Source organism: Nocardioides sp. Iso805N, from assembly GCF_000364605.1.
Lineage (GTDB): Bacteria > Actinomycetota > Actinomycetes > Propionibacteriales > Nocardioidaceae > Nocardioides.
Genome location: NZ_KB822575.1, coordinates 759,562 through 781,042 on the forward strand (window position 1 = coordinate 759,562; position 21,481 = coordinate 781,042).

19 protein-coding genes are annotated in these 21,481 nt (G+C 70.1%); 9 read left to right on the top strand and 10 right to left on the bottom strand.

The window, feature by feature from the left end; all coding sequences use genetic code 11:
• Positions 1-155 precede the first annotated feature (155 nt).
• Together H036_RS0103580 and H036_RS0103585 are read right to left on the bottom strand one after the other, a co-directional pair.
• On the bottom strand, positions 156-2,018 hold the full coding sequence (locus tag H036_RS0103580) for a penicillin-binding transpeptidase domain-containing protein (protein WP_017933405.1): 1,863 nt from the start codon (positions 2,016-2,018) through the stop codon (positions 156-158).
• A 62-nt stretch (positions 2,019-2,080) separates the two neighbouring features.
• Positions 2,081-3,901: a DEAD/DEAH box helicase gene (locus H036_RS0103585; protein ID WP_017933406.1), complete on the bottom strand. Its 1,821-nt coding sequence runs from the start codon at positions 3,899-3,901 to the stop codon at positions 2,081-2,083.
• Between the two features lie 297 nt (positions 3,902-4,198).
• Between H036_RS0103585 and H036_RS25245 the strand changes: the two genes are divergently transcribed.
• The 4 genes from H036_RS25245 (at position 4,199) to mctP (ending at position 7,221) form a co-directional block, all read left to right on the top strand.
• Positions 4,199-4,336 carry a hypothetical protein gene (locus tag H036_RS25245; protein ID WP_017933407.1) on the top strand — a complete coding sequence of 46 codons (138 nt, stop codon included), beginning with the start codon at positions 4,199-4,201 and terminating at the stop codon, positions 4,334-4,336.
• Between the two features lie 210 nt (positions 4,337-4,546).
• Complete coding sequence (locus H036_RS0103595) at positions 4,547-5,146, top strand: YceI family protein (RefSeq protein ID WP_017933408.1); 600 nt, start codon at positions 4,547-4,549, stop codon at positions 5,144-5,146.
• Positions 5,147-5,326: 180 nt separating this feature from the next.
• Complete coding sequence (locus H036_RS0103600) at positions 5,327-5,605, top strand: DUF3311 domain-containing protein (RefSeq protein WP_017933409.1); 279 nt, start codon at positions 5,327-5,329, stop codon at positions 5,603-5,605.
• A complete protein-coding gene (mctP, locus tag H036_RS0103605) occupies positions 5,602-7,221 on the top strand; it encodes a monocarboxylate uptake permease MctP (protein WP_017933410.1) in 1,620 nt (539 codons plus the stop codon). The genes H036_RS0103600 and mctP overlap by 4 nt, the downstream gene beginning before the upstream one ends.
• Positions 7,222-7,306: 85 nt before the next feature.
• Here the strand turns inward: mctP and H036_RS0103610 are convergent, their stop codons facing one another.
• Positions 7,307-9,244, bottom strand: a complete 1,938-nt coding sequence (locus H036_RS0103610) for a M3 family metallopeptidase (protein ID WP_017933411.1) — start codon at positions 9,242-9,244, stop codon at positions 7,307-7,309.
• Positions 9,245-9,341: 97 nt separating this feature from the next.
• Here H036_RS0103610 and H036_RS0103615 point away from each other — a divergent pair, with 97 nt between their 5' ends.
• Positions 9,342-10,628: an MFS transporter gene (locus H036_RS0103615; RefSeq protein ID WP_017933412.1), complete on the top strand. Its 1,287-nt coding sequence runs from the start codon at positions 9,342-9,344 to the stop codon at positions 10,626-10,628.
• A gap of 9 nt (positions 10,629-10,637) precedes the next feature.
• Here H036_RS0103615 and H036_RS0103620 read toward each other — a convergent pair whose 3' ends face one another.
• Positions 10,638-11,150 (bottom strand): mycothiol transferase, encoded by a 513-nt coding sequence (locus tag H036_RS0103620; protein ID WP_017933413.1) that lies wholly within the window; start codon positions 11,148-11,150, stop codon positions 10,638-10,640.
• Between the two features lie 34 nt (positions 11,151-11,184).
• Here H036_RS0103620 and H036_RS0103625 point away from each other — a divergent pair, with 34 nt between their 5' ends.
• Both H036_RS0103625 and H036_RS21730 read left to right on the top strand, forming a co-directional pair.
• Positions 11,185-12,174 carry a TIGR03557 family F420-dependent LLM class oxidoreductase gene (locus H036_RS0103625; RefSeq protein ID WP_017933414.1) on the top strand — a complete coding sequence of 330 codons (990 nt, stop codon included), beginning with the start codon at positions 11,185-11,187 and terminating at the stop codon, positions 12,172-12,174.
• A gap of 64 nt (positions 12,175-12,238) precedes the next feature.
• Positions 12,239-13,126 (top strand): sigma-70 family RNA polymerase sigma factor, encoded by an 888-nt coding sequence (locus H036_RS21730; protein WP_081615436.1) that lies wholly within the window; start codon positions 12,239-12,241, stop codon positions 13,124-13,126.
• Between the two features lie 4 nt (positions 13,127-13,130).
• Here H036_RS21730 and H036_RS0103635 read toward each other — a convergent pair whose 3' ends face one another.
• Genes H036_RS0103635 through H036_RS0103645 form a run of 3 tightly spaced genes read right to left on the bottom strand, consistent with a single transcriptional unit; the run spans position 13,131 to position 15,539 of the window.
• Positions 13,131-14,042 (bottom strand): pseudouridine-5'-phosphate glycosidase, encoded by a 912-nt coding sequence (locus H036_RS0103635; protein ID WP_017933416.1) that lies wholly within the window; start codon positions 14,040-14,042, stop codon positions 13,131-13,133.
• On the bottom strand, positions 14,039-14,959 hold the full coding sequence (locus tag H036_RS0103640; RefSeq protein ID WP_017933417.1) for a carbohydrate kinase family protein: 921 nt from the start codon (positions 14,957-14,959) through the stop codon (positions 14,039-14,041). The genes H036_RS0103635 and H036_RS0103640 overlap by 4 nt, the downstream gene beginning before the upstream one ends.
• On the bottom strand, positions 14,952-15,539 hold the full coding sequence (locus H036_RS0103645; RefSeq protein ID WP_017933418.1) for a TetR/AcrR family transcriptional regulator: 588 nt from the start codon (positions 15,537-15,539) through the stop codon (positions 14,952-14,954). The genes H036_RS0103640 and H036_RS0103645 overlap by 8 nt, the downstream gene beginning before the upstream one ends.
• Before the next feature lie 89 nt (positions 15,540-15,628).
• Here H036_RS0103645 and H036_RS0103650 point away from each other — a divergent pair, with 89 nt between their 5' ends.
• A complete protein-coding gene (locus H036_RS0103650) occupies positions 15,629-17,044 on the top strand; it encodes an MFS transporter (RefSeq protein WP_017933419.1) in 1,416 nt (471 codons plus the stop codon).
• A gap of 94 nt (positions 17,045-17,138) precedes the next feature.
• On the opposite strand, the gene H036_RS0103655 is transcribed toward H036_RS0103650, so the two are convergent.
• The 3 genes from H036_RS0103655 to H036_RS0103665 all read right to left on the bottom strand — a co-directional run bounded on the left by H036_RS0103655 (position 17,139) and on the right by H036_RS0103665 (position 20,477).
• Positions 17,139-18,293 (bottom strand): YibE/F family protein, encoded by a 1,155-nt coding sequence (locus H036_RS0103655; protein ID WP_017933420.1) that lies wholly within the window; start codon positions 18,291-18,293, stop codon positions 17,139-17,141.
• 203 nt (positions 18,294-18,496) lie between these two features.
• Positions 18,497-19,834: an alpha-hydroxy-acid oxidizing protein gene (locus tag H036_RS0103660; protein ID WP_017933421.1), complete on the bottom strand. Its 1,338-nt coding sequence runs from the start codon at positions 19,832-19,834 to the stop codon at positions 18,497-18,499.
• 16 nt (positions 19,835-19,850) lie between these two features.
• The gene (locus tag H036_RS0103665; RefSeq protein ID WP_017933422.1) at positions 19,851-20,477 is read right to left on the bottom strand and encodes a TetR/AcrR family transcriptional regulator; all 627 of its coding nucleotides are present in this window, start codon (positions 20,475-20,477) and stop codon (positions 19,851-19,853) included.
• Between the two features lie 83 nt (positions 20,478-20,560).
• On the opposite strand from H036_RS0103665, the gene H036_RS0103670 reads away from it, so the two are divergent.
• Positions 20,561-21,466, top strand: a complete 906-nt coding sequence (locus tag H036_RS0103670) for a sterol desaturase family protein (protein WP_232421800.1) — start codon at positions 20,561-20,563, stop codon at positions 21,464-21,466.
• Positions 21,467-21,481: the final 15 nt, after the last annotated feature.

Sequence of the window (21,481 nt, forward strand, 5' to 3'; positions counted from 1 at the left end):
GCTTCAAGAGTCGCACTGCGGACCAGGTATTCGACAGCATGGCGCACGGCGTTGCATCATGTGTTCGTCGACTTGAGGAGGGAGCACTCCGCATTTCGATGGGCCCCTCACTGACCCCATGCAGCGGGGGGCCTCCCCGATTTCCGGGTGCCTGCTCAGTGCACCTGCTTCGACGCGCCACGCAAGAAGCCCTCGACGACGGGACCGGCGGTCTGGGCGCCGGTGACGCCCTCGTCGACGTAGACCGCAACCGCGATGTCGCCCTGAGCGGCGATCATCCAGGCGTGCGTGAGCCTCTTGCCGCCGCGGTCGAACTCGGCGGTGCCGGTCTTGGCGATGACCGGCTTCCCCGGGATGTCGGCCAGGCCGAGACCGGTCCCACGGGTGACCACCGCGCGGAAGATCTCCTTGAGCTGCGCGTCCTCCTTGGCGGTGATCGCCCTGCCGGCCGGCTTCACCTCGGTGCCGTCGATCAGGCGCGGCACTGTCGAGGAGCCCGCCTGGATGGCTCCGATGACGCTGGCCATCACCATCGGGGAGGCGAGCACCTTGCCCTGGCCGATCATGTCCGCGGCCTTCTCGGTCTCGCTCGCGGCCGGCGGGACCTGACCGAAGAAGGCCGGGAAGCCGGTGTCGTGGTCCACGCCGAAGCCGAGCGAGGCCGCCGCAGACGCGAGCGCGTCGCTGGAGACCTTGTCGCGCTGGCTGATCACCGCGGTGTTGCACGAGTTGGCGATCGCGGTGGACAGCGGCACGTTGCCGGTGGCGCCGGCGGGATAGTCGGAGTCGTTGGTGAACTTCTTGCCATCCACGGTGGTCTCGTTGGTGCACGGCACGATCGAGCTCGGGGTCATGCCGGCCCGGAGGAACGCGAGCGAGTCCACCGTCTTGAACGTCGAGCCCGGTGGCATCCGGCCGTAGGTGGCGAGGTTGAGACCGTTGTTGCCGGGCCCGTTGGCGGCCGCCAGGATGTCCCCGGTGCTCGGCCGCAGCGCCACCAGCGCACTGGCCGGCTTCACCCCGGCGAGCAACTTCTCGGCGAGATTCTGCAGCTTCAGGTCGAGGGTGGTGGTCAGCGGCCTGCCGTCGACCGGGGGCGCGTCGAAGACCTGCGTCACGGTGCCGTCGCCGGCCACTCGGTCGACGATGGTGCCGGGGGTGCCGCGCAGCTGGTCGTCGTAGCGCGCCTCGAGGCCGCTGATGCCGGCGACGTCGCCGGCCCGGTACTTCGCCGGGTCCTTCTTGACCATCTCGGCGGTGACCGGTCCGACCGCGCCCAGGATCGGCGCTGCGAAGCTCTTCGTCGGCGCTAGCGGGGAGTCGGTGTGGACCACGCGCGCTCCCGGGATGGTGGCGACCTGGGCGGCACTCACCGGAGCCTGCCCCGCCCGATAGGTGATCGCCTCGACGAACTGCTTGTCTCCCGCCGCCTTGACCAGCTTGGCGTAGGCGTCCGGATCGATGCCGAGGCGCTGGGCAAGCCGCCGGGCCGAACGCACGGCCTTCGCGCGGCCCGACACCTGCGCCATGTCGATGCCGAAGACCACGACCGGGCGACTGGTGACGAGCGGCTGACCGCCCGCGCCCAGGATGTCACCACGAGCGGGCTCCTCGGTGACCGCCTTGAGCACCGCCTTGGCGTCGGTCAGCGTCGGGCTGACCACTGTCGGACTCCAGGTGACCGGCCCATCCGCGCCCTTGGCCGACACCTTGGTCGTGTAGGTCCACGACCCACCCCGCAGGGGCCAGCTCCACCGCAGTGCCGTGCCGACCGCCTTGACCTGCGGCTTGACCCCGCCCATGCCTGCGACGATGCGCTGGTAGTCAGAAGCGGCCCCGGCTGCGGTGCTGCCGGTGGCGAAGTGCACCTGGTCGAAGCGGAAGTCTCCGGTCAGGGCCCCGGCGAGGACGGCGACGTTGCTCGCCCGATCGGGCTCGTTGGGGTGCGGCGTCCCTCCACCGCCCCCGCACCCGGTGAGCACCAGGAGGAGAGCAGACCCGAGAATCACGCGCTTCATGTCCCGGTTTCTACCAGGAGACCCCGACAGCCGTCAGGCTGCCGGGGCCAGAAGCGATGTGGTCAGCTCTTGTGACGCGGCTTCTTGCGCGGGCTGTCCGAGCCCTCGTCGGAGCCGTCGCGGTCGTGGGACCGGCCGCGCGGACGGTCGCCGTACTCGCGCCGCGGGCCGCGTCCGCCGAAGCCGCCCGCAGAGCCACCCTCGTCGAGGCGCAACTCGATCAGCTTGCCGCTGATCCGGGTGTTCTCCAGCGCGGCGTAGGTCTCCGGCGCCAGGTCGGCGGGGAGCTCGACCAGTGAGAAGTCCGGCCGGATGGAGATGTTGCCGAAGTCGCCGCGACGCAGGCCGCCCTCGTTGGCGATGGCGCCCACGATCTGGCGCGGCTCGACGCGGTGACGCTTGCCGACGTTGATCCGGTAGGTCGCCAGCGGCTGGCCGGTCTGACGCGAACGAGTACTCTCTCGCGGACCCCGGTCGCCGCGCTCGCCACGCTCACCCCGGTCCTCGCGCTGCCGCCGCTCGCGCGGGGCCGGCTCCGGCTGGTCCTCGAGCAGCAGCGGGACCTCGCCCTGGAGCACCACGGCCAGGGCCGCGGCGACATCGACCTCGGGCACGTTGAACTCGTCGACGTAGTGCTGGACCACGTCGCGGAAGAATTCGACCTTGGGCTGCTCCTGGAGCGCCTCCGTGATGGCGTCGTCGAAGCGGGACAGACGCGTCGCGTTGACCTCGTCGACGCTCGGCAGCTTCATCTCGGCCGGCGCGGCCTTGGTGTGCTTCTCGATCGCCTTGAGCAGGTAGCGCTCACGGGGGGTGACGAACGAGATGGCATCGCCCTTGCGGCCGGCACGCCCGGTGCGGCCGATGCGGTGCACGTAGGCCTCGACATCGGTCGGCAGGTCGTAGTTCACGACGTGGGAGATGCGGTCGACATCGAGACCGCGGGCGGCGACGTCGGTGGCGACGAGGATGTCCAGCGAGCCGTCCTTGAGCTGGTTGACCGTCCGCTCGCGCACGTTCTGGGCGATGTCGCCGTTGATCGCCGTCGCGGTGAAGCCGCGAGCACGCAGCTTCTCCGCCAGCGTCTCGGTCTCCGACTTGGTGCGGGTGAAGACGATCATGCCCTCGAAGTTCTCGACCTCGAGGATCCGGGTCAGCGCGTCCACCTTCTGCGGGTAGGACACCATCAGGTAGCGCTGGGTGATGTTGGCGTTCGTCTTGGTCGCCGACTTGACCGAGATCTCCTGCGGGTCGTTCAGGTAGCGCTTGGAGAGGCGCCGGATCTGGGCCGGCATGGTCGCGGAGAAGAGCGCGACCTGCTTGGTCTCGGGGGTGTCGGCCAGGATCGTCTCGACGTCCTCGGCGAAGCCCATGTTGAGCATCTCGTCGGCCTCGTCGAGCACCAGGAAGCGCAGCTTCGACAGGTCGAGGGTGCCCTTGTCGAGGTGGTCCATGATGCGGCCTGGGGTGCCGACGACGATGTGCACGCCGCGACGCAGCGCGGTCAGCTGCGGGCCGTAGCCCTGACCGCCGTACACGGGCAGCACGCGCACGCCCGGCATGCTGGCGGCGTAGCGCTCGAAGGCCTCACACACCTGCAGCGCGAGCTCGCGGGTCGGCGCGAGCACCAGCGCCTGCGGCGCGGAGGTGTCGGAGAGGTTGAGGTTGGACAGGATCGGCAGCGCGAAGGCGGCCGTCTTGCCGGTGCCGGTCTGGGCCAGGCCGACGACGTCGCGGCCGGCCAGCAGTGGCGGGATGGTGGCGGCCTGGATGGCCGAGGGGTTCTCGTAGCCGGCGGCGGTGACCGCGGCGAGAACGGCATCGGCGAGGCCGAGCTCGGCGAAGGTCGGCGCGGGCGCGGTGGTCTCGTCGGTGTTGCTCACCCCACAAAGGTAGAACCTCCGCGCGGGGTTCGGTCATTCGTGGGCGCGGTGCGCCAGGTCACAACCTGTTCGACGCGGGGTGTCGACCTGCTATAACCGCGCACCCGTGCGCCGTCACGAGCCGAGCGCGGAGGGCATCACCAGGTCGTGCTCCCGCGGGCGGTGGAGCGAAACACGCCGATTCCGCCGCGATTCCGGGTGCCAGGTGGAGCGACGCCAACGAATTTCGGCGTTCGCTGGCATTTGTCGGGGAGGGGCGCTACCTTTGGTGAACAGATGGTGAACAGGAGGTGTCTCATGAAGGAATCCAAGGTGTCCAAGCAGCAGCTCACGCTTCGCTGGGTCCCGGTCGTGGACGCGAAGGGCCGCACCCGCTTGGAGGCGGTCTGGATGACCGACATCCAGCTGCACGCGCACTCGCCGCACGCTGCCTGATCCGACCCCGTTGATCCGCCGCTGATCCACTGTCGGCCTGACGCATGCGGGCCCGCGCCTCACGGGCGCGCCGCACCCAGAGTCGCGACTCCCGCCCGGAGTCGCGGCTCTGTCGCGTTCACCAAAGATTTTCCTCCCGAACGGGAATGAATCGGGCCCGACGGTCGCTAAGGTAATCAACGTTTCAACTACCGCGATCTGGGAGACATCATGGGCATCTTCAGCAAGAAGTCGGACGCCACCGCCGAGACCTTCGACGCTCCGACCACCGCCATCGACGACATCTCGGGCGACTACACGCTCGACACCGCGCACACGCACCTGGGCTTCAGCGCCCGGCACGCCATGGTCACCACCGTCCGTGGCTCGTTCCACCAGTTCGAGGGCACCGCCCACGTCGACACCAAGAACCCGGCCGCGTCCTCGGTCTCGATCACGATCGACGCCGCTTCGGTCGACACCGGCAACAAGGACCGCGACGGTCACCTGCTCTCCGGCGACTTCTTCGAGAACGACGCCCACCCCCACATCACCTTCAAGTCCACGAACGTGGCCTTCGACGGTGAGACCTGGGAGGTCACGGGCGACCTGACCATCAAGGGTGTCAGCCACCCCGTCACCGTGCCGTTCGAGCTCACCGGCTCGGCCAAGGACCCGTTCGGCAACACCCGCGTCGGCTTCGAGGGCGCGACCACCATCAACCGCTCCGACTGGGGCCTGACCTTCAACGCCGCGCTCGAGACCGGCGGCGTGCTGGTCTCGGAGAAGATCAAGCTCGAGTTCGACATCTCGGCGATCAAGACCGCCTGAGTCTGCTCAACGCCTGCGAACGGGCGCGGATCCTCATCGGATCCGCGCCCGTTCGCGCTTCCGGCGCCGGTCACCGCGGCACAGCCACCGGTGGGCGCATGGAAGACCGCTCATCGGGTGACAGGCGGGACAAGTGTGACTACGGTCACGCTGGTCATCGCTCTGACTCGGAGGTGAGCAATGTCGACTCGTTCCACCCCTCTGTGGATAGCGGTCGGGATCCTGCTGCTGCTCGCGGCGGTCCCCCCGCTGGTGGTACCGGCGTACACCAGGATCGATCCGACGCTGTGGGGGTTCCCGTTCTACTTCTGGTTCCAGTTCCTGCTGGTGCTGTTCGCGGCGCTGTGCACCTCGATCGCCTTCCTCGTGGCCCGCGAGGCCTTCCGTCGCGACCGCGCGGCTCGCGGGCAGGCGCCGCGCGACGGTGACGCCCCTGGCAACGGCGGTGAGCCGCTGTGAACGGCGTCGCCTTCGGGGTCTTCCTGTTCCTGTTCCTGGTCGTCACCGTGCTCGGCTTCGCCGCCGCGCGCTGGCGACGGGTGAGCCGGCTCGACAACCTGGACGAATGGGGCCTGGGCGGCCGCGGCTTCGGCACGTTCATCGCGTGGTTCCTGATCGGCGGCGACATCTACACCGCCTACACCTTCATCGCGGTGCCCGCGACGCTGTACGCCGGTAGTGCGACGGGGTTCTTCGCCGTTCCCTACACGATCATCATCTATCCGCTCGTGTTCGCGTTCATGCCGCGGCTGTGGTCGGTCTCGCACCGGCACGGCTACGTGACGCCGGCCGACTTCGTGGAGGGGCGCTACGGGTCGAAGGGCTTGGGACTCGCGGTCGCCATCACCGGGATCGTCGCCACCATGCCCTACATCGCGCTGCAGCTGGTCGGCATGCAGGTGGTGCTGCAGGTGATGGGCCTGCAGAGCAACAGCGACAACTGGTTCGTCAAGGACCTGCCGCTGTTCGTCGCCTTCATCATCCTGGCGGCCTACACCTACTCCGCCGGACTGCGCGCTCCGGCGCTGATCGCCTTCGTCAAGGACACGCTGATCTACGTCGTGATCATCGTGGCGGTGATCTACATCCCGCACCAGGTCGGCGGCTGGGGGCACATCTTCGAGACCGTGCAGAAGGGCTTCACCGACTTCAACACGCAGAACGCGGATGCGATCGCGGCGAAGCAGGCCGCTCCGAAGGCGATCATGCCGGGACCCACGGGCCACTGGGCCTACGCCTCGCTCGCGCTGGGATCCGCGCTCGCGCTGTTCATGTACCCGCACTCGGTCACCGGTGTGCTCTCCACCCGCAATCGCAGCGTGATCAGGCGCAACGCGGCGCTACTGCCGGCGTACTCCTTCCTGCTGGGGCTGCTCGCCCTGCTCGGTTTCGTGGCGATCGCCGCGGGCGTCAAGGTGGCCAACCCGCAGCAGTCGATCCCGCAGCTGTTCGAGAACCAGTTCCCGGCGTGGTTCGCAGGGGTCGCGTACGCCGCCATCGTGATCGGTGCGCTGGTGCCGGCGGCGATCATGTCGATCGCTGCGGCGAACCTCTTCACCCGCAACATCTACAAGGCGTACCTGAAGCCCGCCGCCTCGCCGACCGAGGAGGCGAAGGTCGCCAAGCTGGTCTCACTGGTGGTCAAGTTCGGTGCGCTGCTGTTCGTGCTGGCGATGGACAAGAGCTTCGCGATCAACCTGCAGCTGCTCGGCGGGGTCTGGATCCTGCAGACGTTCCCGGCGATCGTGGCCGGGCTCTACACCCGCTGGTTCCACCGCTGGGCGCTGCTGCTGGCCTGGGCTGTCGCGATGGCCTACGGCACGATCACCGCCTACCGGACCGCCTCTCCGACCCAGCGCCACTTCGGCGGGTCGGTGGCGAACTTCCCGTTCACCAACACCGGGGTCTACATCGCGCTCACGGCGTTCGTGATCAACGTGGTGGTGGCGGTGCTGGCGACAGTGGTGCTCCGAGCGCTGCGCGTGCCGGATGGCGAGGATCGCACGGTCGCCAGCGACTACGTGGCCGACCTGGGAGACGCGCATGTCGAGCCGGAGCTGAACCCGCTGACCTGAGTTGTGACTGCACGTTCGCCGCGTGCACGTTCGCCGAGCCTGTCGAGGCGCCTCGACAGGCTCGGCGGACGGATCAGCCCGCCCGTCAGCGGGCGAGCCAGTCCGCGTATGCCGCGAACGTGAACGGCCGCCCCAGGAAGTCCTCGACCAGGTCGGCAGCATCCTTGGACCCGCCCGGGGCGAGCACGGTGTCGCGGTAGCGGCCGGCGACGTCGGTGTCGAAGAGGTTCTCGGGGTCGAAGGCACTGAAGAGGTCCTTCGCGATGACCAGCGACCACTGGTAGGTGTAGTAGGCCGAGGAGTAGCCGCCGAGGTGACCGAACGACGCGTAGAAGTGGGTGCCCTCCAGGTACGGGAACGGACCGTAGCGATCCATCAGCTCGACCATCCGTGCGGTGAGGTCGGCCGGCCGCTCCTGGTGGAACCAGTACGAGACGGCGGCATACATGGTCTGGGTCTGGGTCAGGTAGCCCTTGCCGAACTCCTCCGCGGCACGCATCTTGGCGACCAGCTCGCCCGGGATCGGCTCGCCCGCCTCGTTGGTGGCGAAGGAGGCCAGCACGGCCGGGTCCCACGCCCACTCCTCCAGCATCTGCGAAGGCGCCTCGACGAAGTCCCACTCCGTGGCCACGCCGGAGAACCGGGTCCACTCGCCCTGGCCGCCGAGCACGTGGTGCACCAGGTGGCCGAACTCGTGGAACAGCGTGACGACGTGGTCGTGCTCCATCAGGTGGCGACTGAAGTTGCAGACCAGCACCCCCTCCGCGACCGACTTGCCTGCCACACCGGGCGCGAGGTCGAACTGGGCCGCGTGCTTGTACTTCCCCTCGCGGGGATGCAGGTCCAGGTGGATCCGGCCCAGCCGCGCGCCGTCAAAGAGGCGCACCACGTCATAGGACGTCACCTCCTCGTGCCAGACCGGCGCATCGACCTCGTCGTACCTGACGCCGAAGAGTCGCCCCGTCACCTCCAGCAGGCCCGCGCGCACCTTGGCGAAGTCGAAGTAGGTGCGGACCAGCTGGGTGTCGAGGTCGAAGCGCTCGGCGAAGACCAGGTTGCGGTAGTAGCTGGCGTCGGCGAGAGCGACCCGCTCCGCGTCGGGTACGTCGCGGCGGTAGCGCTCGAGCAGGACGGCCAGGTCCCGCTCGCCCGGCTCGCGGGCGGCCTCGGCGATCTTCTCGACGAACACCGGGATCGCCTCGCCGGAGGCGATCATCTTCACCTCCGCGTCGAAGGAGGCCCAGTCGGGGTAGCCGAGCGTGGTGGCGTACTCGTGCCGGAGATCGAGCATCTCGTGCAGCACCGGGTCCGACGCCGGGTAGCCGCGGTTGAGGTAGACGCGGCGCAGGTCGGTCCGCAGCTCGGCGTCCTCGGCGTAGTCGAAGACCGGCAGCGAGTCCGGGTAGTCGGTGGTGATGGTGACCAGGCCGTCGTCGTCGACAGGGTGTGAGGCGATGAAGTCGGCCGGCAGCCCACCGAGGCGGTCGGGCGAGACCCGCACCGTCCGTACGTCGTCGCGCGCGATCCGGGAGAACTCCTGGTCCAGCTCGAGGAGTCGCTCGTTGATCTCCTGAAGCCGGGCCCGGGTGGCGTCGTCCCGGTCCACGCCCGCCCGGCGGAAGTCGAGCAGGATCTTGTTGTGGAACCGCTCCGCCAGCGGGTCCAGACCGGTCATGTCCAGGCCGGCGAAGACGGCGTAGAGGCCGGCGTCCTGGGCGAGCGCTGTGGTGAGCCTCTGCACGCCGCTCTCCGCTGCCTCGGCCTCGGTGCGCACCGCCTCGACCGGATGCACGTTGGCGAGCAGGCTCGCCATGCCGGAGGTGCCGTGCAACGCCAGGGTCACGTCGTCCCAGATCCGCAACGTTGCCAGCGCGTCCCGCGGCGGGTTGGTGCGGAGCTCTTCGGCGAGCTCCTCCGCGCGGGCCAAGGCCTGCTCGTAGCGTTGCCGGACCCAGGCCTCGGCGGACCCGGCGGACTCGGCGTCGGGCAGGACGAGGGGCTCGGGGGAGGTCGGCGACGTCATGGAGACACCCTGCCACGCCGGGAGATCGTGTTACCCCGGCCACGACCTCCGCCATCGATTCCGGGAGTAAAGCCGCCTCGACGTAAGTTGTGGCACCGTGGTCAACCTGCGCAGCCTCGTCGCCGACACCCGACCCCTGCGCCAACCACACGTCCGGCGGCTGTGGATCGCCATGATCGTGACGATGGTCGGCGCCCAGCTGACGGTCGTCGCGGTTCCCGCGCAGATCTACGCCGACACCGGTTCCTCGGCGTACGTCGGGTTGACCGGCCTGTTCGGGCTGGTCCCCCTGGTGATCTTCGGCCTGTACGGCGGAGCGCTCTCCGACCACTTCGACCGACGCCTGATGATGCTCATCTCGACGGTCGGCCTGATCGGCACCAGCGCGCTGTTCTGGCTACAGTCGGCGATGGGCAACTCCAACGTGTGGCTGCTGCTCAGCCTCTTCGCGGTGCAGCAGGCGTTCTTCGCGGTCAACTCCCCCACCCGCGCGGCGATGCTGCCCAAGCTGCTCTCCCCCGAGCTGCTTCCTGCAGCGAACTCGCTGTTCATGACGGTCATGCAGGCCGGCGCCATCGCCGGACCTCTCGTGGCCGGCGTGCTGATCCCGGTCACCGGCTACACCTACCTCTACCTCATCGACACCCTCACCCTCTTCGCCACGCTCTACGCCGTGGTGCTGCTGCCGAGGATGCCCGTCGAGGGCGCGGGCGCCAAGGTTCCGGGCCTGCGCTCCGTGCTGGACGGGTTCGTCTACCTGCGCACGCAGCCGGTGCTGCTGATGAGCTTCGTGGTCGACCTGATCGCGATGATCTTCGGCATGCCGCGCGCGCTCTACCCGCAGATCGCGCACGAGTCCTTCCTCGGTCCCGCCGACGGTGGCATCGCCTTCGCGCTGCTCTTCGCCGCGATTCCGGCCGGCTCGGTCGTCGGCGGTGTCCTGTCGGGGTGGATGTCGCGGGTGGAGCGCCAGGGCCTGATCGTGCTCGGCTGCATCACGGTGTGGGGCGCTGGCATCGCACTGTTCGGCGCGACCCTGTGGGTGACCCCCAACCTGCGCATCCCGATGCTGATCCTCGGCCTGTTCTTCCAGATGGTCGCCGGCGCCGCCGACGTGGCCTCGGCAGCGATCCGCGGCTCGATCCTGCAGTCCGCAGCCGACGACAACGTCCGCGGCCGACTCCAGGGTGTCTTCACCGTGGTGGTGGCCGGCGGGCCCCGGATCGCCGACGTCGTGCACGGCGGCGCGGCGGCGGTGGTCGGCACCGCGGCGACCACCTTCGGTGGCGGCGTGCTGGTGATCGTCGGCATGGCGCTGTGCGCGGTGCTGGCGCCGACGTTCGTGGCCTACCGGGTCAAGCGACCGGATCCGCTCAACGTCTGAGTCGAGCGATCAGACGCCGGCGCGCTCCACGATGCCGCGCACGTAGTTGGCCTGGCCGAGGTGCTGGGCATCGTCCTCGAGCACCGAGACCAGCCGTACGCCGAGGGTCACCGGCGGGTCCCAGCGATCGTCGACCACCTTGTCCAGCTCGGTGTCGACGACCGCCTCCAGGTAGCGCAGCGTGGCCTCGTGGGTGGCGCGCAGGTAGTCGGCCAGCAGCTCGGCGCTGGCCCGCACCTGGCCCACCTCGTCCGAGCTCTGCCCGTAGCCGGTCGCGCCGACGTCGAACGGCAGCCCGAACCTCTCGGCGTACCCCTGCGCGGTCCAGACCTGCTCGTGACCGGCGACGTCGGCGACCTGGGCGTCCTGGACGCGGGCCAGGTGCCAGACCAGCCAGGAGATGGTGTTCGCCTCCGGGTCGACCCGGTAGGTGAGCTGGGCGTCGGTGAGACCGTCGATGACGGCCGTGCCACCCTCCGCGATGCGCCCGAAGGCGTCCTTGAGCAGCTGTGCAGGACTCATGTCCCTGACGGTAGCGCGGGGGTACAGGGGCGGCATGACGAACTTCGGCTACACCCTGATGACCGAGCAGAGCGGGCCACGCGAGCTGGTGGGCTACGCGCAGCGCGCCGAGGAGGTCGGCTTCGACTTCCTGCAGAGCAGCGACCACTACTCGCCCTGGCTGACCGAGCAGGGACATGCGCCGTACGCCTGGGCGGTGCTGGCCGCCGTCGCGCAGGCCACCTCGCGGATCGGCCTGATGACCTACGTGACCTGCCCGACCATGCGCTACCACCCGGCGGTGGTGGCGCAGAAGGCCGCGACCCTCGGGCTGCTCAGCGAGGGGCGGTTCACCCTGGGCCTGGGCAGCGGCGAGAACCTCAACGAGCACACCATCGGCGTCGGCTGGCCCGGCCTGGAGACCCGGCAGGACATGCTGACCGAGGCCATCGAGGTGATCCGGGCGCTCTTCGCCGGCGATCTGGTGACCTATCGTGGCGAGCACTTCGACGTCGACTCCGCCCGGCTGTGGGACCTGCCCGAGGAGACGGTGCGGATCGCCATCGCGTGTGCCGGTGAGCGGGCGGTCGAGGCGTTCGCACCGTACGGCGACGATCTCATCGCCGTGGAGCCGGAGGGGCAGCTCGTGTCCGCCTGGAACGCCCAGCCCGACGCGCTGGAGATCGGCTCCGGAGCCCGGGCGATCGGGCAGATCCCGATCTGCTGGGATCGCTCCGAGGAGGCGGCGATCGAGCGGGCGCACCGGGAGTTCCGCTGGTTCGGTGGCGGCTGGAGCGTCAACGCGGACCTGCCCACGACGGCCGGCTTCTCGGCGGCCAGCCAGTTCGTCAGGCCCGAGGATGTCGCCGGCTCGATCCCCTGCGGACCCGACCTCGACCGGATCGTGGAGGCGGTGAGCGCCTTCTGGTCGGCCGGGTTCACCGACATCGGGCTGGTGCAGGTGGGAGACGAGGGACAGCAGCGGTTCCTGGACGAGGCTGCGGGTCCGCTGCTGGAGCGGCTCCGGGCCGCAGCGCCGTCCTGACGTGTCCCGTCCTGAGGTGTGATGTCACGTTTCGCTCCGCTCGTCCGTCGAGGACGATATGAGCGTGAACGAGAGCGAGCTCGGAGCCCGGTTCGAGACGGAGCGACCGCGACTGCTGGCCATCGCCGGCCGGATCCTCGGGTCGCCGGTCGGCGCCGAGGACGTCGTGCAGGAGGCGTGGCTGCGGCTGGGCGGGTCGATCTCGACCGGCTCCACCCCGGAGGGGCCGGACAACGTCGCCGCCTGGCTGACCACCGCCGTGACCCGGCTGTGCCTGGACCAGCTGCGCAGCCGCCGGCACGTGCAGCCGACCGACGAGCTGCCCGAGGAGCCGGACCCGGCTGCCGGGCCCGAGGCGGACGCGATCCTGGCCGACCGCGTGGACGCGGCGATGCTGGTCGTCCTGCACACGCTCTCCCCGATCGAGCGGGTCGCCTTCGTGCTGCACGACCTGTTCGGCGTGCCGTTCGACGAAGTGGCCGCGACCCTCGGCCGGTCGGACGCGGCAGTGCGCCAGCTGGCGTCACGGGCGCGGCGCCGGCTGCGAGGTGCGGACCTGGAGGCGGAGCGGCGCGAGCACGGCGCAGTCGTCGACGCGTTCCTGGATGCCGCGCGCGGCGGCGACCTGCCCCGGCTGCTGTCGTTGCTCGCCCCCGACGTCGCCCTGCACGCCGACCAGGCGGGAGCGGCGATGGGTGCCGACGTACGGGTGGGTCAGGAGGCCGTCGCGGACCGGTTCAACGGCGCGCGCGGGGCGATGCCGGTCACCGTCGACGGCTGGGCCAACGCGGCCTGGGTGCACCACCGCGAGGTCAAGGTGGCGTTCCTGTTCACCGTGGTCGACGGGCTGATCACCGACATCGACATGGTCGCGGACGGCGCCTCGCTGGAGCTGATGGACATCTCCGGTACGTCGAACCCGAACACCGGCCACTCGACCGACGCGAACTGACCTCTCAACCCGCCGAAAGTGACATCTCGGCAGCGATCTGGGCACCGAGCCTCGCGTTCGCCTTCACCAGCGCGATGTTGGCCGTCAGCGAGGCCCCACCGGTGATCTCCACGATCCGCCCCAGCAGGTAGGGGGTGACGTCCTTCCCGGTCACGCCGAGACGGTCGGCGTCGCCGAGCGCCTGCTCGATGATGACGCCGATCTCCTCGGCCGGGATCTCGTCCTCGACCGGGATCGGGTTGGCCACCACCACCCCGCCGGGCAGGCCGAGCGACCACTTGGCGGCAAGCACGGCGGCGACCTCGGTGGGACCATCGACGCGCATCGGGGCGGCGAAGCCGGACGAGCGGGAGTAGAACGACGGGAACTCGTCGGCTCCGTTGACCAGGACCGGCACGCCCAGGGTCTCCAGTGTCTCCAGGGTCAGGCCGATGTCCAGGATCGACTTCACGCCCGCCGAGACCACGGCGACCGAGGTCTGGCCGAGCTCGGTGAGGTCGGCGGAGATGTCGAAGGAGGTGGCAGCACCTCGATGCACGCCGCCCAGACCGCCGGTGACGAAGACCCGGATGCCGGCGAGGGAGGCCAGCCGCATCGTCGAGGCCACCGTGGTGGCGCCGTGCTGGCCGCGCGCCACGACGTACGGGAGGTCGCGCACGCTGACCTTGACCACGTCGGGCGAGGAGCCGAGCAGCTCGAGCTCGGCATCCGAGAGCCCGATCTTCGGCACGCCACCCAGGACGGCGATGGTCGCCGGCACCGCGCCACCGGCACGCACGATCGCCTCGACCTCGCGGGCCATCGCGACGTTCTGCGGATAGGGCATGCCGTGGCTGATGATGGTCGACTCCAGGGCCACCACCGGCCGGTCGGCGGCGAGCGCGTCCTGGACCTCGGGGGCGATCTCGACGTTCACAGCATGCTCCTGATCAGCTCATCGGACAGGTCGGTGCGCACGGTCGAGCGCGAGGTGATGGTGAGCGCCGCGGCCGCGTGCCCGTAGCGCGCGGCCGCCAGTGGATCCTCGCCGCGCAGCAGCGCATGGCAGAAGGCGCCGAGCATCGCGTCGCCAGCCCCGGTCACGTCGATCGGATCCACCTCCGGCGCGCTCAGCGGGAACCGGCCGTCGGGACCGTCGAGGATCGAGCCGTCCCGCCCCAGCCGCACCCACACAGCAGGTACGCCGAGGGCATGGAGCCGCTCGATCGCGTGATCCACCTGCGCCAGGGTGCGGGTGGGCAGCCCGGTCAGCGCCGACAGCTCCGCCTGGTTGGGGGTGACCAGGTCGATGCCGTGGCCGACGGCCGAGCGCAGCCGCTCGGCCTTCGGCACGCTGACCGGGTCGAGGATCACCGTCACCTGCGCGTCCCGGGCGACCTCGACAGCGTGCTCGACCGTCGCGGGCAGCAGGTTGCCGTCGAGCACCAGCAGAGCGGCACCGCGGATCAGGCCGGCGGCCGCCTCCACGGCCAGCGGGGAGATCTGGTCGGTGGCTGCCATGTCGGCCACCGCCACGACGAGCTCGCCGGTGGGCGAGAGGATCGCGGCGTACGTGCCGGTGGGCACCGGGCGCTGTCGCACGTGGGCGACCTCGACGCCTGCCTCATCGGTGTGGGCGAGCAGCTCCACGCCGAGCGGGTCGTCGCCGACCGCGGAGATCAGGTGGCAGGGGGTGCCGAGCCGGGCGATCACCTCGGCGATGTTGCGGCCCACGCCGCCCGGCGAGAGCTGCGAGGAGCCGGGATTGCTGCTGCCCAGCACCAGGTCGGTCGTCGACTGGGCGTGCAGGTCCATATTGGCGCCGCCGATGACGACGACGTAAGGATCACCCATGCGACCAGCCGTGGTCGCGGATCGCCGCCTCGACGCTGCCGTCGTGGTGCTGGACGCACGCCTCGACCAGGCGCGCCAGCGGACCGCTGGCCCCCTCGAAGGCGTCGATGGCGAGCAGCACGTTGAGAAGCATGCCGTATGCCACGAAGTCGCGGACCTTCTCCTCGCCCCAGCCGGTCTCGAGCAGGGTGTCGAAGATCCGGCCCATGCCGTCGCGCGCGGCCGCCCCGATCTCGGGGACGCTGCTGGCCGAGAAGCCGTGCATGAGCACGTGCAGGAAGTCACTGTCGGCGAGCAGGCCGGTGTAGGCGTGGCCCATCCGTTCCTTGTCGTCCTCGCTGTCCGGATCGAAGGGCTGGGCCTCGAGCACCGCCCGGAAGGCCGCCTCGATCCGGTCGCACGCGCGCCCGAAGACGGCGAGGAACAGGTCGAGCTTGGTGCCGAACATCCGCACCACGTAGGGCTGGCTGACGCCGGCCTCCTTGGCCACGGTATCGGTGCTGGTGCCGGTGTAGCCGCCGTCGGCGAAGGCACGCGTCGCGGCTTCGAGGATCAGCGCTCGGCGCTCTTCTGCAGGCATCCGGACATTCACGCTTGACATGTTATCAGTCGATTACTTACGGTCTTACGAGGAAGTAATCATTCAATGCCAACAACTCAGGAGGAGCGATGAGCACCCTCACCGATCGTGACGGCGAGGCGTCGCCCGGGCTCGCCGGCGCCGTACGCCGCGTCCCGCTGTGGCTGACCATCGCCGCCGTCAGCCTGCCGATGTTCATGGCGACCCTCGACAACCTGGTGATGACCAGCGCGCTGCCGGTCATCCAGCGCGACCTGCACGCCAGCGTGAGCGACCTGTCGTGGTTCATGAACGCCTACACCCTCGCCTTCGCCACCTTCATGCTCCCGGCCGCGACCCTCGGCGACCGGATCGGCCGGCGTCGGGTGATGCTCGCCGGCATCACCGTCTTCACCCTCGCCTCGATCGGCTCGGCACTCTCGGACTCCTCGGGCACGCTGATCGCTGCGCGGGCGGTCCAGGGCTTCGGCGCCGCCGCGATCATGCCGCTCTCGCTCACCCTGCTCGCCGCCAACGTGCCCGACCGGCTGCGCCCGGCAGCGATCGGCATCTGGGGCGGCGTCTCCGGGCTCGGGGTCGCGCTCGGTCCGGTCGTCGGCGGCGCGGTCGTCCAGGGCATCAGCTGGCAGGCGATCTTCTGGCTCAACGTGCCGGTCGCCGTGCTCGCGATCCCGCTGGTGATCACCACGGTCAACGAGTCCCGCGGCACCTGGCAGCGGCTCGACCCGGTCGGCACGCTGCTCCTCGGAGGCGCGGTCTTCGGTGGCATCTGGGGCATCGTGCACGGCAACGGCGACGGCTGGTCCTCGCCGCAGGTGCTGACACCTCTGATCGTGGCCGCGCTGCTCGTGCCGGCGTACGTCGCCTGGGCCCGGCGTCGTCGCGACGCGGTGCTGCCACTGCGGCTCTACGCCTCACGCAGCTTCTCGGTCGCCAACCTGGTCTCCCTCGGCTTCACGGTCGGCATGTTCGGCGCGGTCTTCCTGCTCTCGCAGTACCTGCAGGTGGTGCAGGGCTACACCCCGCTGGGCGCGGGCGTGCGCACGCTGCCGTGGACCGCCGCACCGATGGTGGTCGCGCCCATCGCCGGCGCACTGACCGGCCGGATCGGGGCGCGCCCGCTGATGCTGGTCGGACTCGCCCTGCAGGCAGGTTCGCTGGCGTGGTTCGCAGCGCTGACCGAGAACGGCTCGGCGTACTCCTCCTTCGTGCCTCCCCTCGCCATGGCCGGCGTCGGGATGGGCCTGGTCTTCCCGACCCTCTCCACCTCGGTGCTGGACGGGCTGCCGGAGAGCGACTTCGCGATCGCCAGCTCGGCCAACTCGACCATCCGGGAGTTCGGCGTCGCGCTCGGCATCGCCCTGCTGACGGCCGTGTTCCTGGGCAACGGCGGCCACATCGCTCCCGACGGCTACGCCGGCGCGATCGGGCCGGCACTGCTCACCGGTGCGGCTGCGGTCGCCCTGGGGTTCGTGGCGGCGCTGTTCGCTCCGCGTCGTCGCTGAGGCGCCCGCGCCCCGTACGAAATGGTGGCCGACTCCGCGTGTCGGCCACCGTTTCGTACGGGGCGCGCATCGGTGGGCGCGCCGGCGACACCCGCTAGAACAGATCAGGCTCGACGCGGACCGGCCCCGGCACCGTGAGCGCAGCGACCACCGTCGTCAGGGGTACGGCGAGGACCAGCCCGATCGCACTGACCAGCGAGCGCACGATCTCCTCGGTGATCTGCTCGGTGCCGATCAGATCGGTCAGCGGACGGTTGTAGAGGTTGATGATCAGCAACGTGGTCAGCGCCGTGCCGGCGTAGGCGAAGACGATGGTGTAGATCGTCGAGGCGATGTGGTCGCGGCCGATCCGCATCGCACCGGCCCACAGCCGCCAGCGCGTCATCTCCGGCGCCGCGGCGCGCAGCTCCCAGACCGCACCGGCCTGGGTGATGGTGACGTCGTTGAGCACGCCGAGCCCCGCGATGATCACGGTGCAGGTCATCAGGCCTTGGAAGTCCAGGTTGCCGACGGTGGAGGTGAGGATGCTGGCGCCCTCGTCGCCCACACCGGTGAGATGGGTCGCCTGCACCACGACCAGTCCCAGCAGCGCTGTCACAGCGAGGCCGCCGAGCGTCCCGGCGAGCGCGGCCGAGGTGCGCAGCGACGGGCCGTGGGTGAGGTAGAGGACGACGTACATGATCGCGCCCGCTGCGACCAGGGCGACCAACGGTGGGGAGTGGCCGCTGAGCAGTCCCGGCAGCAGCCAGCCGCCGATGACCAGGCCGCCGAAGGCCAACCCGACGAGCGCCAACAGTCCCCGGACGCGAGCGACGGCGACCACGACCAGGATGAAGAGGCCGAGCAGCACCCAGAGCACGGTGGAGCGGTCGGTGGCGAAATACGCGTACGCCGCCGGCGTGGTCCCGCTGGCGGGCGTGACCTGCAGCTGCACCCTGCTGCCGTTGCTCAGCCCGGAGTGGGTGACCTCCGCGGGGACCGGCACCAGCACCGTGCCGGAGGCCTTGCCGTCGACCCGCACCTCGAGGTTGCCGCAGGTGTCGCTCTGCGTCCCGGCGTCGGCGCAGGCCGGCTGCACCTTCTCCACCGTCGCGTGCGGGAACGTCACGCCCGGCGCGGCGAAGGCCAGGCTGTGGGAGAGCTGGCGGACGGTGCCGCGGTCGGGCCAGAGCCCGATGACGCCGACGACGATGGCCACCGCCACCACCGCGAGCGTGCCGAGCAGCGCGAACCGTGCGGTCGGCGACACGGCGAGGTCCGGGGCCGGCCCGTGACCGTGACCATGTCCGTGACCGTGCGAGTCCCGATGCGCGTGCCCGTTCGAATGCGCGGAAGCGTTCCCGGGAGCGCTCTCCCCCGCCGGCCCGCTGTGTCGTCCCCGAGGATCGGCACGCCGCTTGCCGCCCTTGTACGCGCCCGCGCCGCTTGTGCCGCCGTTGTCGCCGGTGCCGCTCATGCCGCTCCGGCCAGCACGTGCGGGCCGAGGTCGGCGGCCGTGCGTACGCCGACGAGTCCCAGGGTCAGGTCGAGCTCGGCCAGGAGGTGCTCCAGGACCGCCCGGACACCTGCCTCTCCGGCGAGCGCCAGACCGTAGACCCACGGCCGGCCGACCAGCACCGCGCGGGCGCCGAGGGCGAGTGCCTTGACCACGTCGGCACCGCCGCGGATGCCGCTGTCGAAGAGCACCGGCACCCGGCCGTCGACCTCCTCCACCACCCCGGGCAGCGCCTCCAGCGAGCCGATCGCGCCGTCGACCTGACGGCCGCCGTGATTGCTGACCACCAGTCCGTCCACGCCGTGCTCGAGGGCCAGTCGAGCATCCCCGCGGTGCTGCACGCCTTTGACCATGATCGGCAGCCGGGTCATCTCGCGCAGCCGGGCGAGATCGGCCCAGGTCAGGTCGGAGCGGGAGAAGACGTCGAGGAACGTTTCCACCGCCGCCCGCGGACGCGGGTCGCCCAGCCCGACCCGGCGCCGACCCGAGCCCGATCCCGAGCCCGATCCCGGCGCGGCCTCGGGCCAGTGCCGGCGCATCGAGCTCAGGGCTCGGAGCGCGGCCGGGATCTGCCGCAGGCTCGGCCGGACCTCGCCAGCATCGGCCGACGCACCCCGACCCTGAGCGGGCGTCGCAACGCGCCCCTCGACGAGCGCCCGGAACGCGGGGTCGGAGGTGTACTGCGCGATCCCCTCGGCCCGCGCGAAGGGCAGGTAGCCGAGATCAAGGTCGCGGGTGCGCCAGCCGAGCAGGTGGGTGTCGAGGGTGACGACGATGGCGTCCGCCCCGATCGACTCGGCCCGCTGCACGAAGGAGCGCACCACGTCCTCGTCACGGCTCCAGTAGAGCTGGAACAGCCGCGGCGTGGCGCCGAGGGTCCGCGCGGTCTCCTCCATCGCGACGCTGCCCTGCGTCGAGATCACCATCGGGACGTCGAGCTCGCGCGCGGCTCGCGCGACGGCATACTCGGCGTCGGGGTGGGCCATCTCCAGCACCCCGATCGGGGCGAGCAGCAACGGCGAGGAGAGCCGGCGGCCGAGCAGGTCGACGGACAGGTCGCGCTGCTCGACGTCGACCAGGTAGCGCGGCACCAGCCGCACCCGGTCGAGCGCCTCGCGGTTGGCCCGCACGGTGCTCTGCAGCCCCGCCCCGCCGTACACGTAGGACCAGGCCTCGGCACTCATCCGGCGCTGGGCGGCGGCCTCCAGCTCGTCGTACGACGTCGGCACCGTGGGTCTGGTGCCGAAGAGTCCGGCGCGATAGATGCGGCCCTGGATGTCACGACCCGTGCTCATAGGAGTGCTCGCTCGCTCACGCGAGCACGGTACCGAGGTCCGCCCCGGTGACACCTGTGAAGAGCCTGACGCAGCGCGCTGTCATCGCCTCCGCGCTCTGATCCGGGTGGTCGACCCACCAGCCGACCAACGCGTCGAAGATGCTCATCCAGACCCGCACCAGCGCGGAGACGTCGAGCGGGTCGCTGATCCCGACCAGTGCGGCCAGCTCTCCCACGCCCTCCTCGGCCAGCGCGGTGATCCGGGCGGTGTAGGTCGCCATCACCTCGGCGACCTCGCCCTCGGCCGGAGCGGTCGGGTCGAAGATCAGCCGCCAGACCCAGGGCTGTGGCTCGAGCAGGTCGAAGACCCCTTCGAGTGTGCGCAGGCCGCGTTCGAGGCCGACGACGCCACTGCGAGCGATCACCTCCATCTCGACGGCGAGCTGCTCGCCGGCGCGGCGCAGGCAGGCGCTGTAGAGCCCCTCCTTGGAGCCGAAGTAGCTGTAGACGAGTGGCTTGGAGATGCCGGCGGGCTCTGCCACGGCCGCCACGGACGTGCCGGCGTACCCGAGGGTGCCGAAGAGGCGGGTGGCAGCCACCAGGATCTGGGCCTCGCGGTCGGCACGCGGGACACCCTTGGTTCCGGCGTTGGAGCGAGGCATGGCGAAAGCCTAGCCACGGCATATGACCAGGAGGTAACTTACTCCAAGGTCATATTGCGATGGAGGTTACTGTCGTGCGCGAGATGCTCGATCCAATGAAGAACCCGGTCACCTATGCGGTGCCGTTCTTCGTGCTGGCGATGCTGGTCGAGCTCGCCGCGCTGAAGTGGCTCGACCACGACGACACCCCGTGGTCGGCCGCGACCGCACGCACCGGCTACCTGGCCAAGGACGCACGCACCTCGATCCTGATGGGCGTCGGCTCCCTGGTCAGCACCACCGCGATCAAGGCGGCGATGTTCGTGGCGTACGTCGGAGCCTGGACCTACCTCGCACCCTGGCACGTCCCGAGCACCTGGTGGGGCGTGCTGATCAGCGTCGTCGCGGTGGACTTCGCCTACTACTGGAACCACCGCTTCGTGCACCGCGCACGGGTCGGCTGGGCGGCGCACCAGGCCCATCACTCCTCGGAGTACATGAACTTCTCCACCGCGCTGCGACAGAAGTGGAACCCCTGGTTCGAGTTCTTCTTCTTCCTGCCGCTGCCCCTGCTCGGCTTCTCCCCCGTCGGCATCTACCTGGCGTTCTCGATCAACCTCGTCTACCAGTTCTTCGTGCACACCGAGACGATCACCACCCTGCCCCGTCCGGTCGAGCTGATCTTCAACACGCCCTCGCACCACCGGGTCCACCACGGCTCCGACCCGATCTACCTGGACAAGAACTATGCGGGCATCCTGATCGTCTGGGACCGCCTGTTCGGCACCTTCCAGCGTGAGCTGCACCGTCCGCGCTACGGCCTCACCAAGCAGGTCGACACCTACAACCTGATCAAGCTCCAGTACGGCGACTACGCCGCCCTGTGGCGCGACGTCCGCACCGCGCAGACCTGGCGGGACCGACTGGGCTACCTGTTCCGGCCGCCGGGCTGGGAGCCCGCGGAGCGCGCGACCGCTCCGCACCGACAGGTCTCACGCCAGCCGCTGTAGGGGTCCCCTGTCACA